The following is a 12,729-nucleotide window of genomic DNA, read 5'->3' on the forward strand; positions in this document are numbered from 1 at the left end:
GGGTACAGGCCCGCCACGCCCTGCGGCCGCCGGGCGCGGCTCCCGGCGGCCCGCGCACAGGCCCCTATGCTCGGCCCCATGATCCGTGCGGTGGTCCTCGACGTCGGTGAGTGCCTGGTGGACGAGACCCGCCGGTACGCGGCGTGGGCCGACTGGCTGGGCGTCTCCCCGCACACCTTCTCGGCGGTCCTCGGCGCCACCCTCGCCGCCGGGGGCGGCTTCGAGGAGGCGTGCGCCGTGGTCCGGCCCGGCTTCGGTGCGGCGGCGGAGCGGGCGGCCCGCGCCGAGGCGGGCGTACCCGAGGACACGTACACCGAGGCCGACCTGTACCCCGACGCCCGGCCCGCGCTCGCGGCGCTCCGGGCCGACGGGCTGGTGGTGGGGGTCGCGGGCAATCTGACGGCGCGCGGCGCGGATGTGCTGCGCGGGCTGCTCGCCGAGGAGACGGAGCTGGTCGCGGCCTCGGGGGAGTGGGGCGTGGCCAAGCCCGACCCGGCCTTCTTCCGGCGGCTGGCCGGGGCGCTGCCCTTCGCGCCGGGGGAGATCCTGCACGTCGGCGACCGGTGGGCGTACGACGTGCGGCCGGCCTCCGAGGCGGGGCTGCGTACCGCGCTGGTGCGGCGCGGGCCGTGGGCGGTGCTCGACTGGGAGTCCGCGGAGGCCCGCGCGCTGCCCGGCTTCCGGATCGGCGGGCTGCTGGAGCTCTCCGGGCTGATCCTCAACGCCAACGCCGGGACGGGGGAGGGGGACGGGGAGCCCTAGGCGTCAACCAAAGGTTGACGATGCCCCTGCGTCAACTTAAGGTTGACGCATGACGGAATTCAGCACACCCTCCCGGTCCGTACGCCTCGACGACCTCATCGACGCCATCAAGAGCAGCCACACCGACCCCCTGGAGCGCCTCTCCGGAGCCGTCGTCGTCGCCGAGCACCTCGGTGACGTCGCCGACCACCTCATCGGCCACTTCGTCGACCAGGCCCGCCGCTCCGGCGCCTCCTGGACCGAGATCGGCACCGGTCTCGGCGTGACCAAGCAGGCCGCCCAGAAGCGGTTCGTCCCCAAGGGCAGCGGCGACCTCGACCCCAAGGACGGCTTCAGCCGCTTCACCCCCCGCGCCCGCAACGCCGTCGTCGCCGCCCAGGAGGCCGCCCGCGCAGCGGGCCAGCCCCACATCGGCCCCGGCCACCTCGCCCTCGGCCTCCTCGCCGACCCCGACTCCGTCGCCGCCCACCTCCTGACCGGCCAGGGCATCACCGCCGACGCGCTGCGCACCGCCGTCGCCGCAGGCGAACAGCCGCCCGCCGACACCCTCCCCGACCTCATCCCCTACGACGCCGCCGCCCGCAAGGCCCTCGAACTCACCTTCCGCGTCGCCCTGCGCCTCGGCCACAACTTCATCGGCACCGAACACCTCCTCCTCGCCCTCCTCGAACACGAGAACCTCAGCGGCGGCGGCCCCCTCACCACCCTCGGCGCCGACCCCGAAGCCGCCGAGACCGAGATCGTCCGCACCATCAGCGCCCTCCTCGACAGCCCCACCGACGAGAACGGCTGACACCCCGGAACCCACCCCCCGCACCACCCCACGCCCCCGGAGGAGCCGGCCCCCGGGGGCGTACCCCCGCGCCCCCGCCGGGCCCCCCTGTGCCCGTCCCGCGCCATCGGGCAGCATGGCCCGCATGTCCCTCCTGACGCGCGACGAAGCGCAGACCCGATCCCAGTTCCTCGACGTCCAGCGCTACGCCGTCGACCTGGACCTCACCACCGGCGACACCACCTTCGCCTCCCGCACCCGCGTCCACTTCACCGCGCGCGCCGCCGGGGACACCTTCATCGACCTGAACCCCGCCCGCCTCCACACCGTCACCCTCGACGGCACCCCCCTCGACCCCGCCACCCTCGACGGCAACCGCCTCCCCCTCACCGGCCTCGCCCCCGGCCCCCACGAACTCACCGTCGAGGCCGACATGGCCTACTCCCGCACCGGCGAAGGCATGCACCGCTTCACCGACCCCGCCGACGGCGAGACGTACCTCTACACCCAGCTCTTCCTCGACGACGCCCGCCGCGTCTTCGCCGCCTTCGACCAGCCCGACCTCAAGGCCCACTTCGACCTCACCGTCACCGCCCCGCCCCACTGGACCGTCCTCGCCAACGGCATCACCACCCACCACGGCGACGGCCACTGGACCGCCGCCACCACCCCCCTCATCTCCCCCTACCTCGTCGCCGTCGCCGCCGGACCCTGGCACACCGTCCGCACCGACCACCACGGCCTGCCCTTCGGCATCCACTGCCGCCGCTCGCTCGCCCCCCACCTCGACGCCGACGCCACCGAACTCCTCTCCACCACCACCGCCCTCTTCGACCGGTACTACGAGAAGTTCGACGAGCCCTATCCCTTCGACTCCTACGACCAGGCGTTCGTCCCCGAGTTCAACGCCGGCGCCATGGAGAACCCCGGCCTCGTCACCTTCCGGGACTCCTACGTCTTCCGCTCCGCCGTCACCGACGCCGAACGCTGCTCCCGCGCCGTCACCATCGCCCACGAGATGGCCCACATGTGGTTCGGCGACCTCGTCACCCTCACCTGGTGGGACGACATCTGGCTCAACGAGTCCTTCGCCGAGTACATGGGCTACCAGACCGTCGCCGAAGCCACCCGCTGGACCCACGTCTGGACCGACTTCGCCGCCGGCCGCAAGGACTGGGGCTACGACGCCGACCAGCGCCCCACCACCCACCCCGTCGCCCCCGACCCCGACGCCGTCCCCGACACCGCCTCCGCCCTCCTCAACTTCGACGGCATCTCCTACGCCAAGGGCGCCGCCGCCCTGCGCCAGCTCACCGTCTGGCTCGGCGAGAAGGACTTCCTCGCCGGCATCAACCGCCACTTCACCCGCCACCGCTTCGCCAACGCCACCCTCGCCGACTTCCTCGACAACCTCGCCTCCGCCACCGACCGCGACGTCCACACCTGGGCCGCAACCTGGCTGCGCACCAGCGGCGTCGACACCCTCACCGCCCACGCCACCGACACGGGGACCCCCGCCGCCCCCACCTGGCAGCTCACCGTCGACCGCGACGGCACCCGCCCCCACCGCATCACCGTCACCACCTGGGACCACACCCCCCAGACCGGCCCCCCCACCCGCCGCGACCACCTCGACCTCGACCTCCCCCAGGACCAGCCCCTCACCCTCCCCGGCCACCGCCCCGACCTCGTCGTCCTCAACGACCAGGACCTCACCTACGCCAAACTCCGCCTCGACCCCGCCTCCTGGACCACCGCGCTGGCCACCCTCGCCACCCTCCCCGGCCCGCTCACCCGCGCCGTCCTGTGGAACACCGCCCGCGACCTCGTCCGCGACGGCCGGCTCGACCCCGCCGCCTACCTCGACGCCGCCCGCACCCACCTCCCGCACGAGAGCGACCTCGCCGTCACGACCGGCGTCCTCGGCTTCGCCTCCCGCCACGTCGCCGACGTCTACACCCACCCCGACGACCGGCCCGCCGCCCTCGCCACCCTCACCGCCCTCTGCCGCGACCTGCTCCGCCGCACCGAGGGACTCAGCACCGAGGACTGGACCCGCGGCCAGGGCGGCGCCCACCGCACCGACGCCCACCCCGGACTGCGGCTCGTCGCCGTCCGCCACTTCATCGACAGCGCCACCCAGCCCGCCACCCTCACCGCCTGGCTCGACGACGGCCTCGTCCCCGGCGGCCCCGACCTCGACCCCGCCCTGCGCTGGCGCATCCTGGGCCGCCTCGCCGTCCTCGGCGCCGTCGACGAAGCCGCCATCGACGCCGAACTCACCGCCGACCCCAGCGCCACCGGCCAGGAAGGCGCCGCCCGCTGCCGCGCCGCCCTCCCCGACCTCGACGCCAAACGCCGCGCCTGGGAGGCCATGTTCGAGGACGACACCCTCTCCAACTACCTCTTCACCGCCACCGCCCAGGGCTTCTGGCAACCCGAACAGACCGCCCTCGTCCGCCCCTACGTCCACCGCTACTACCAGGAGGCCCCCGGCCTCGCCCGCCGCCGCGGCGCCGCCCTCGCCACCGCCGTCGGCGCCACCGCCTTCCCCGCGTACGCCGTCGACGACGAAGCCCTCGCCCTCGGCCGCGCAGCCCTCGCCCAGGACGACCTCGTCCCCGCCCTCCGCCGCCGCCTCGCCGACCAGATCGACGACCTCGCCCGCGCCCTGCGCGTCCGAGACCGCCGGGTCGGGGCCGCCGGCTGAACCAGGGCCCGGCAAACACCGGGCCGCGACACCGAAGAGGGCGGCGGGGGAGTGGACCCGCCGCCCTCAGCCGTACCCCCGCGCCCCTACCAGGCCCACCCCGCGACCCGCCCGCCAACCGCGCCGTAATCCCCCTTTCGGACCCCTTTCCCGCACTCGCCGCCCCTCCGCACGCCACCCCCCAACAAGCTGGAACTCCCTGCCCGCGCGCGCCTGAAGGACCAGCAGAAACATGAACACCCCGCCCCTCGCCGGAGGCACCGCAGGACCCGACGCGCTCGCGCCCCTCCTCGCCGCCGTCCTCGACGCCCTGCGCACCGGAGCCCTCGACCGCGGCGGCCCCCTCCCCGCAGGCGGCCCCACCACCACCGCCCGCCGCGTCCACACCGCCGCCCACCCCCTCCTGCCCGACCACGGCACCGGCCCCGACGCCGCCCTCGGCCCCCTCGTCCACGCCCTCACCCAGGGCGCCGCCGACCCCGCCGACCCCCTCTGCGCCGCCCACCTCCACGCCCCGCCTCTCGCGCTCGCCGCAGCCGCCGACCTCGCCGCCTCCGTCCTCAACCCCTCCCTCGACTCCTGGGACCAGGCCCCCGCCGCCTCCGCCCTCGAAGCCGAACTCACCCGGACCCTCGCCCGCGAGACCTACCCCGCCGCCGACCACCCCGACGCCCTCCTCACCACCGGCGGCACCGAGGCCAACCAGCTCGCCCTCCTCCTCGCCCGCGAACGCCACCCCGCCCCCCTCCACGTCGTCCACGGCGCCAACGCCCACCACAGCCTCCCCCGCGCCGCCTGGCTCCTCGGCCTCCCCGCCACCCACCCCGTGCCCACCCCCACCGGCACCCTCGACCCCGAAGCCCTCCACCACACCCTCACCGGCCTCACCGGCCACCCCGTCCTCGTCGCCGCCACCGCCGGCACCACCGACTCCGGCGCCATCGACCCCCTCCCCGCCCTCGCCGACGTCTGCGCCGCCCACGGCGCCGACCTCCACGTCGACGCCGCCTACGGCGGACCCCTCCTCTTCAGCGACCACCGCAAACACGCCCTCCACGGCCTCGACCGCGCCCACTCCGTCACCCTCGACCTGCACAAACTCGGCTGGCAACCCGTCGCCGCCGGCATCCTCGCCGTCCACCACACCGGCCGCCTCGACCCCCTCCAGCACACCGCCGACTACCTCAACTCCCACGACGACACCGAAGCCGGCCTCCCCGACCTCCTCGGCCGCAGCCTGCGCACCACCCGCCGCCCCGACGCCTTCAAAATGGCCGTCACCCTCCGCGCCCTGGGCCGCGACGGACTCGGCGCCCTCATCGACCAGGTCTGCGACCTCGCCGCCACCCTCGCCGACAAGATCCACCACCACCCCGCCCTCACCCTCCACGCACGACCCGCCCTCAGCACCGTGCTGTTCCGCCCCACCGACGCCGACGACGACCAGGTCGCCGCCGTCCGCCGCACCCTCCTCGACGACGGCCACGCCGTCCTCGGCCGCGCCCGCGCCGACGGCCGCCTCTGGCTCAAAGCCACCCTGCTCAACCCGCACACCCAACCCGGCGACCTCGACCGGATGCTGAAACTGGTGGAAGGACACACCCCCCGATGACCGCGCAGCGCACCCCCGACCACGACCAGCCCCACGACCTGGTCGGCATCGGCATCGGCCCCTTCAACCTCTCCCTCGCCGCCCTCGCCCACGGCATCGCCGACACCCCCCGCACCGCCTTCTTCGAACAACGCCCCGCCTTCCACTGGCACCCCGGCATGCTCATCGACGGCGCCACCCTCCAAGTCCCCTTCCTCGCCGACCTCGTCACCCTCGCCGACCCCGCCAGCCCCTGGAGCTTCCTCAGCTACCTCCGCCACCGCCAGCGCCTCTTCCCCTTCTACTTCGCCGAGCGCTTCCACATCCACCGCGCCGAGTACGACGCCTACTGCCGCTGGGTCGCCGAGAACCTCCCCGGGCTCCACTTCGGCCACCAGGTCGACGCCGTCCGCTGGAACCCCGAACGCGCCCTCTTCGAAGTCGACTACACCCAGACCGGCGCCGACGGCGAAGCCGAAGCCCTCGGCCGCGTCCACACCCGCAACCTCGTCCTCGGCGTCGGCACCGCCCCCCACATCCCCGAACCCCTCAAACCCCTCGCCGACGCGCCCGTCGTCCCCGTCGTCCACTCCGCCGACTACCTCACCCACCGCGAACGGCTCCTCGGCGCCGACCACATCACCGTCATCGGCTCCGGCCAGTCCGGCGCCGAGATCTTCCTCGACCTCCTACGAGCCCGCCCCGAAGGCCGCGAGAAGCTCCACTGGCTCACCCGCACCGAGGCCTTCACCCCCATGGAGTACTCCAAACTCGGCCTCGAACACTTCACCCCCGACTACACCCGCTACTTCCACTCCCTGCCCCAGACCGCCCGCGACCAGCTCCTGCCCCGCCAGTGGCAGCTCCACAAGGGCATCGACACCGAGACCATCGCCGCCATCCACGACGAGCTCTACCGCCGCACCCTCCACGGCGGCTGGCCCGACGCCACCCTCACCCCCGGCGTCGCCGTCCGCACCGCCGGACGCGTCGCCACCACCCAGGTCGAACTCCACCTCGAACACCTCACCCAGGGCACCCGCACCCGCCTCACCACCGACGCCGTCGTCCTCGCCACCGGCTACCGCGAACGCCCCCTCGACCGCCTCCTCGCCGCCCTCGACCCCTACCTCCGCCGCGACCACGCCGAACGCCCCCGCATCGACGACCACTACCGCCTCCACCTCGACCCCGCCATCAGCCGCACCGGCAGCGCCGTCTACGTCCAGAACGCCGAACGCCACACCCACGGCGTCGGCGCCCCCGACCTCGGCCTCGCCGCCTGGCGCTCCGCCACCATCCTCAACACCCTCACCGGCACCCAGCCCTACCCCCTCCCCGACCGCACCGCCTTCACCACCTTCGGCCTGGAACGCCCCGGCGCCGAACCCCACCCCCGGCACACCCTCACCCCCCTCGCCGAACCCCACTGACCCGGGCCCGGCCACGCCACCGCCACGAGACGGCCACGCGGCCGGAGGCAACCCCGCCCCCGGCCGCGCCACCCACACCCCACAGCACCTCAGAACACCGGCTCACCCTCCCGCGTCAGCCGCCACCCCACCGACGCGAACTCCGCCGGATCCACCGTCCCCTTCTCCCGCACCCACTCCATGATCGTGTTCCGGATCTCCTCCGGGTCCGCCCACACCTGCTCCGCCGACGCCACGTGCGGGAACGCCCCGCCGCCGCTCGCCCGGTAGTTGTTCACCGCCAGCACGAACCGCGCGTCCGCCGCCACAGGCTCCCCCTCGAACGCCAGCCCCACGATCCGCGAACCCACCGGCTGCGCCACGTCCACCTCGTACGTCACCCCCGACAGCGCGTCGTAGTTGTAGTCCGGAATCCCGTCCGCGTTGGTCAGCGCCGCCGGATCCACCGGCGCGCCCGGCGCCGTCCGCACGTAGTACCGCGCCGAGAACTCCAGGTACTCCTTCAGCTGGGCGCCCGTCAGCACCCGCGCCTCCAGCGTGTTCTCGAACGGGTACAGACCCGCCGCGTCCTTGATCGTCACCTCACCCGCCGGCATCCGCGCCGTCCGCGAGAAACACGAGGCCTGCGAGATGACCGGCAGCTCCGCGTACGCACCGCCCGCAAGACCCGCCCGCACCGTCTCCGTCTGCACATGGTTGATCAGGTCGATGACCGGCACGTCCTTCACCGGACCCTCGGCCGCCGACATCTCCTCCACCGACGTCCCGATCACCTGGTTCACATAGGCGACCACCTTCCTGTGCTCCTCGGCCAGCAGCCGCACGATCCGCGGGTCCTCCTCCGCCGTGTTGGAGTTCCGCACCTCGGACGCCACCCGCTCCACCACCCAGCGGCCCCGCTCCCACACCACCTCGATGTCGAACAGCGTCAGCCGCTGCCCCCACTTCAACGGCTCGGAGAGCACCACCGGCCGCCCCGACTCCTTGTTCTCCACCACGTACTCGGCGATCTCCCTGTGCGCGTGCCCCACCAGGATCGCGTCGATCCCGGGCACCTCCTCGGCCACCTGCGCCGCCGCGTTCTCCACGTACGGCAGCTGGTCACCCCACGACGAGGTGCCGCTCGTCCCCGAGTGCGCCGACACCAGCACCACGTCCGCGCCCATCGACCGCAGCTTCGGCACCCACTTCGCCGCCTGCTCCACCAGCCCCGGGAAGACCATCCGGCCCTGCACGTTCACCTTGTCCCAGATGGCCACCCCGGGATTGGTCAGCCCCAGCACCGCCACCCGCACATCCCGCCCGAACGGCGTCCGCATCCGCTTGATCACGTACGGCGCGAACGCCGGCCGCAGCGACTTCGCGTCCAGCGCGTTGGCCCCCAGCAGCGGGAAGCTGCACTGCTCCTCGAACTTCCGCAGCACCTCGATCCCGTAGTTGAACTCGTGGTTGCCGAGCGCCGCCGCGTCGTACCCGATCGCGTTCATCGCCCGTGCCATCGGATGCACCGGACCCCGGCGCTCCGTGATCGGGTCGACCTTCGCGTAGTAGTACGACAGCTGGGTGCCCTGGATCGTGTCGCCCGCGTCGATCAGCAGCGTGTTGCGGTGGCCGCGCTCCTCGCGGACCCCCTCGACCATCGTGGAGATCTTGGCCAGGCCGACATCGTTGTGGTCCGCGTCGTCGAACTCCGCGTCGGTGAAGTAGTCCCAGTTCAGGACGTTGCCGTGCAGGTCCGTCGTGCCCAGCACGGTGAACGCGTACCGCCGCTCACGACCGTGCCCGCCCTGGCCGTGGCCCTGCCCCGACCCGCCCGCCGCCGAGGCCGTAACCGCCCCCGCGCCGAGCGCCAGCCCCGCGCCCACCGCCGCCGAACCACCCACGAAACCCCTGCGGTTGACCGCCATCATCCACTCCTCGTTCGCTGAGACAACGCGCGTAGATTCTGGCGCAGAGGCCCCCTCCGCAACACCCCTCCCAGGTTTCCGTCCGGTGACGCGGAGCCTATTCGTCCACACCTTCGCTCTTTCGCTCGAAAGGGGGTGCGGAACGGTCCGGGAACGCTCATCAGAGCGAGCCCGCGCACAATTCAACAGTTGTCAATACCCTTGCGCCAAAAGGTCGTTGACCAGTCATGCGCGGCCAATCGTCTACCCGTCGGTAGGCCCTAGGGTCGAACCATGCGCCGAGCAAAAATCGTCTGCACCCTAGGACCGGCCACCGACTCGTACGGGCAGATCAAGGCCCTCGTCGAAGCCGGAATGGACATCGCCCGCCTCAACCTCAGCCACGGCCTCCACGCCGAGCACGAAGAACGCTACGCACGCGTCCGCAAGGCCTCCGACGAGACCGGCCGCAGCGTCGGCATCCTCGCCGACCTTCAAGGACCGAAGATCCGCCTCGGCCGCTTCACCGAAGGCCCCGTACTCCTCGAACGCGGCGACGACTTCACCATCACCGTCGAACCCGAGGCCGAGGGCGACCGCCACAGCTGCGGCACCACCTACCCCGGCCTCGCCGACGACGTCACCCCCGGCGAACGCATCCTCGTCGACGACGGGCGGGTCACCCTCGAAGTCACCGCCGTCGACGGCCCCCGCGTCCGCACCACCGTCGTCGAAGGCGGCATGGTCTCCGACCACAAGGGACTCAACCTCCCCGGCGTCGCCGTCTCCGTCCCCGCCCTCTCCGACAAGGACATCGAGGACCTCCGCTGGGCCCTGCGCACCGGCGCCGACGTCATCGCCCTCTCCTTCGTCCGTAGCGGCCGCGACATCGAGGACGTCCACCGCATCATGGACGAGGAGGGCCGCCGGGTCCCGGTCATCGCCAAGGTCGAGAAGCCGCAGGCCGTCGAGAACATCGAATCCATCGTCGCCGCCTTCGACGGCATCATGGTCGCCCGCGGCGACCTGGGCGTGGAGATGCCCCTGGAGCAGGTGCCGATCGTCCAGAAGCGCGCCGTGAAGCTCGCCAAGCGCAACGCCAAGCCGGTCATCGTCGCCACCCAGATGCTCGACTCGATGATCGACAACTCCCGGCCCACCCGCGCCGAGGCCTCCGACGTCGCCAACGCCGTCATCGACGGCACCGACGCCGTGATGCTCTCCGGCGAGACCAGCGTCGGCAAGTACCCGGTCGAGACCGTGCGCACCATGGGCCGCATCGTCGAGGCCGCCGAGAGCGACATCCTCGCCAAGGGGCTCCCACCGCTCACCGAGGTCAACAAGCCCCGCACCCAGGGCGGCGCCGTGGCCCGGGCCGCCGCCGAGATGGGCGACTTCCTCGGCGCCAAGTTCCTGGTGGCCTTCACGCAGAGCGGCGACACCGTCCGCCGCCTCTCCCGCTACCGCTCGCCGATCCCGCTCCTCGCCTTCACCCCCGACCCGGCCACCCGCTCCCAGCTCAACCTCACCTGGGGCGTCGAGACCTTCCTCGGGCCGCACGTCGACTCCACCGACGCCATGGTCGACCAGGTCGACGAGTACCTCCTGAAGGTCGGCCGCTGCCAGCGCGGCGACACCGTCGTCATCACCGCCGGCTCACCCCCCGGCGTCTCCGGCTCCACCAACCTGGTCCGCGTCCACCACATCGGCGAGGACGACACCGCCCCCGCCACCCGCCCCTGACCCCACTCGGGGCCGCCGCCGCACGGGCCGGGGTGCTGGGGACAGGTCAGTACTTCGGCCCCACGTGGGCGTCCATGAGGGCTACGGAGGGTTTGCGGGCTACGGAGATGTTGTACGGAACACCTTTGCGCGGGCAGGACGTCCACATGACGCCCACCTTGTCCAAGGTGTCCGTGAACAGCTCACGGATGTCGTCCGAGGTGTTGGTGAACCAGTAGCGCGGGTATTCGTAGCGCTTCTTTTCTCCCCCGACGGTGCGCACGGTCCAGTTGGTGAGGCGGCAGCCGTCGGAATGGATGAGTCCGCGAATGAATTTCCAGGGGTGGACGTCGACCAGTTCCCGCTGCCATTCCGCCAGGATGATTCTCCGTGCGTTCTTCGGGCCGGGCCCGTGCTGGGGAAACAGGCAGGGGAGGTGGTTGGAATAGACCTTGATGTTGTGGCAGCCGATTCTCGTGACCCTGTGCACACTGTTGTCGGGAAGCACGGCGCGCATGACCGACTCGCACTCGTCCTGGATGCCGGGCCAGGCGTCGTCCATGGTGATCGACAGACTGGGGGAGCCGTGGGCGGCACGGCAGAGGATGTGCCCGTCGCCCAGGTAGAGGCCGAGGAGCTGGACGTATGCGGGGGCGTCCAGCTCGCGTCCGTCGCAGCGCGGGCAGAGTGGGGACCTGCGGCCCGGGCACTCGCCGCGCTTGGCGAGGTCTTTGTGCTTCCAGTAGCCGATGGTGCCATTCGCTATGCCGAGGCGGCGTGCGACCTCGCTGTTGGGTATGCCATCCCGCAGCAGAGTCAATGCTTTTTGGCGGACTTCGAGAGAGTGGAAGATCATGACTCCGACTTTAGGGAGCGGATCTCCGGAATGAGAACAAAAAAATGGAACTCCACCCGAAGGTGAAATTCCATTTCGTGTGCCGGGTGCGGGACTCGAACCCGCATGTCCTTTCAGACAGATGTGTTTGAGACATCCGCGTATGCCTGTTCCGCCAACCCGGCGAGCGCACTAGAGGGACTATACCCGCCGGAGCTTCCCGCGCGCAGCTAGGTACCCTGAATCCAGCAGCAGCACGACCCCGCCCTGAGCCAAGGAGCACCCCCGTGAGCGTCCCCGAGCCCGAGTCCCAGCCCGTCTCAGACGGTGACGTGTCGCACGTCCCTCCGCTGACGACCCGCGTGGTGATCGCCGAGGACGAGGCGCTGATCCGGCTCGACCTCAAGGAGATGCTGGAGGAGGAGGGGTACTCCGTCGTCGGGGAGGCCGGAGACGGGGCCAAGGCCGTCGAGCTGGCCCGGGAGCACCGCCCCGACCTGGTCATCCTGGACGTGAAGATGCCGGTGCTGGACGGCATCTCGGCGGCCGAGAAGATCGCCGAGGAGTCCATCGCCCCGGTGCTCATGCTCACCGCCTTCTCCCAGCGCGACCTGGTCGAGCGCGCCCGGGACGCCGGAGCCATGGCGTACCTGGTGAAGCCGTTCAGCAAGAGCGACGTGGTGCCGGCGATCGAGATGGCCGTCTCGCGCTTCACCGAGCTGCGGACGCTGGAGAAGGAGGTCGAGGACCTCTCGCAGCGCCTGGAGACCCGCAAGCTGGTCGACCGGGCCAAGTCGATCCTCCAGACCCAGTACGGACTGACCGAGCCGGCCGCCTTCCGGTGGATCCAGAAGACCTCGATGGACCGCCGCATGTCGATGCGGCAGGTCGCCGAGGCGGTCATCGAGGACGACGAGGAGAAGCGCGCCGCCAAGGGCTGAGCCCCGGCACCGCAGGCAGACGAGCGGGCCCCGGCTTCCTCGACGCTCTCCTGCGTATGTCGCCCGAGGTGTTCGAG

The 12,729-nt window shown here is 72.0% G+C and carries 9 protein-coding genes and 1 tRNA gene; 7 read left to right on the forward strand and 3 right to left on the reverse strand.

From position 1 onward, the window contains the following. Positions 1 to 78: 78 nt before the first annotated feature. The 5 genes from ABZ863_RS33870 to ABZ863_RS33890 all read left to right on the forward strand — a co-directional run bounded on the left by ABZ863_RS33870 (position 79) and on the right by ABZ863_RS33890 (position 7,268). Positions 79 to 762 carry an HAD-IA family hydrolase gene (locus ABZ863_RS33870; protein WP_128464467.1) on the forward strand — a complete coding sequence of 228 codons (684 nt, stop codon included), beginning with the start codon at positions 79 to 81 and terminating at the stop codon, positions 760 to 762. 49 nt (positions 763 to 811) lie between these two features. Next, positions 812 to 1,555 carry a Clp protease N-terminal domain-containing protein gene (locus ABZ863_RS33875; RefSeq protein WP_358281888.1) on the forward strand — a complete coding sequence of 248 codons (744 nt, stop codon included), beginning with the start codon at positions 812 to 814 and terminating at the stop codon, positions 1,553 to 1,555. 124 nt (positions 1,556 to 1,679) lie between these two features. After that, a complete protein-coding gene (pepN, locus tag ABZ863_RS33880; RefSeq protein ID WP_358543704.1) occupies positions 1,680 to 4,244 on the forward strand; it encodes an aminopeptidase N in 2,565 nt (854 codons plus the stop codon). 232 nt (positions 4,245 to 4,476) lie between these two features. After that, positions 4,477 to 5,856 (forward strand): aminotransferase class V-fold PLP-dependent enzyme, encoded by a 1,380-nt coding sequence (locus tag ABZ863_RS33885; RefSeq protein ID WP_358281884.1) that lies wholly within the window; start codon positions 4,477 to 4,479, stop codon positions 5,854 to 5,856. Then, positions 5,853 to 7,268 carry a SidA/IucD/PvdA family monooxygenase gene (locus tag ABZ863_RS33890; protein WP_023419938.1) on the forward strand — a complete coding sequence of 472 codons (1,416 nt, stop codon included), beginning with the start codon at positions 5,853 to 5,855 and terminating at the stop codon, positions 7,266 to 7,268. The genes ABZ863_RS33885 and ABZ863_RS33890 overlap by 4 nt, the downstream gene beginning before the upstream one ends. Before the next feature lie 89 nt (positions 7,269 to 7,357). Here the strand turns inward: ABZ863_RS33890 and ABZ863_RS33895 are convergent, their stop codons facing one another. Then, positions 7,358 to 9,175: a 5'-nucleotidase C-terminal domain-containing protein gene (locus ABZ863_RS33895; protein ID WP_358288501.1), complete on the reverse strand. Its 1,818-nt coding sequence runs from the start codon at positions 9,173 to 9,175 to the stop codon at positions 7,358 to 7,360. A 273-nt stretch (positions 9,176 to 9,448) separates the two neighbouring features. On the opposite strand from ABZ863_RS33895, the gene pyk reads away from it, so the two are divergent. Beyond that, on the forward strand, positions 9,449 to 10,897 hold the full coding sequence (gene pyk, locus ABZ863_RS33900; RefSeq protein WP_358543706.1) for a pyruvate kinase: 1,449 nt from the start codon (positions 9,449 to 9,451) through the stop codon (positions 10,895 to 10,897). Positions 10,898 to 10,943: 46 nt separating this feature from the next. On the opposite strand, the gene ABZ863_RS33905 is transcribed toward pyk, so the two are convergent. Further along, entirely contained in the window at positions 10,944 to 11,732 is a 789-nt protein-coding gene (locus ABZ863_RS33905; RefSeq protein ID WP_128463561.1) for a helix-turn-helix domain-containing protein, read from the reverse strand. Between the two features lie 80 nt (positions 11,733 to 11,812). Further along, a tRNA-Leu gene (locus tag ABZ863_RS33910) sits at positions 11,813 to 11,896 on the reverse strand. Between the two features lie 147 nt (positions 11,897 to 12,043). On the opposite strand from ABZ863_RS33910, the gene ABZ863_RS33915 reads away from it, so the two are divergent. Continuing rightward, the gene (locus ABZ863_RS33915; protein WP_093560438.1) at positions 12,044 to 12,652 is read left to right on the forward strand and encodes a response regulator; all 609 of its coding nucleotides are present in this window, start codon (positions 12,044 to 12,046) and stop codon (positions 12,650 to 12,652) included. Positions 12,653 to 12,729: the final 77 nt, after the last annotated feature.

This window comes from Saccharomonospora sp. NPDC046836 (assembly GCF_040645195.1).
Classification (GTDB): domain Bacteria; phylum Actinomycetota; class Actinomycetes; order Mycobacteriales; family Pseudonocardiaceae; genus Prauserella_A.

Bases quoted from the DNA above. Each gene is read 5' to 3' on its own strand.
- ABZ863_RS33895 (WP_358288501.1), bottom strand. From the start codon at position 9,175: ATGGCGGTCAACCGCAGGGGTTTCGTGGGTGGTTCGGCGGCGGTGGGC.
- ABZ863_RS33905 (WP_128463561.1), bottom strand. From the start codon at position 11,732: ATGATCTTCCACTCTCTCGAAGTCCGCCAAAAAGCATTGACTCTGCTG.
- pepN (WP_358543704.1), top strand. From the start codon at position 1,680: ATGTCCCTCCTGACGCGCGACGAAGCGCAGACCCGATCCCAGTTCCTC.
- pyk (WP_358543706.1), top strand. From the start codon at position 9,449: ATGCGCCGAGCAAAAATCGTCTGCACCCTAGGACCGGCCACCGACTCG.
- ABZ863_RS33885 (WP_358281884.1), top strand. From the start codon at position 4,477: ATGAACACCCCGCCCCTCGCCGGAGGCACCGCAGGACCCGACGCGCTC.
- ABZ863_RS33870 (WP_128464467.1), top strand. From the start codon at position 79: ATGATCCGTGCGGTGGTCCTCGACGTCGGTGAGTGCCTGGTGGACGAG.
- ABZ863_RS33890 (WP_023419938.1), top strand. From the start codon at position 5,853: ATGACCGCGCAGCGCACCCCCGACCACGACCAGCCCCACGACCTGGTC.
- ABZ863_RS33875 (WP_358281888.1), top strand. From the start codon at position 812: ATGACGGAATTCAGCACACCCTCCCGGTCCGTACGCCTCGACGACCTC.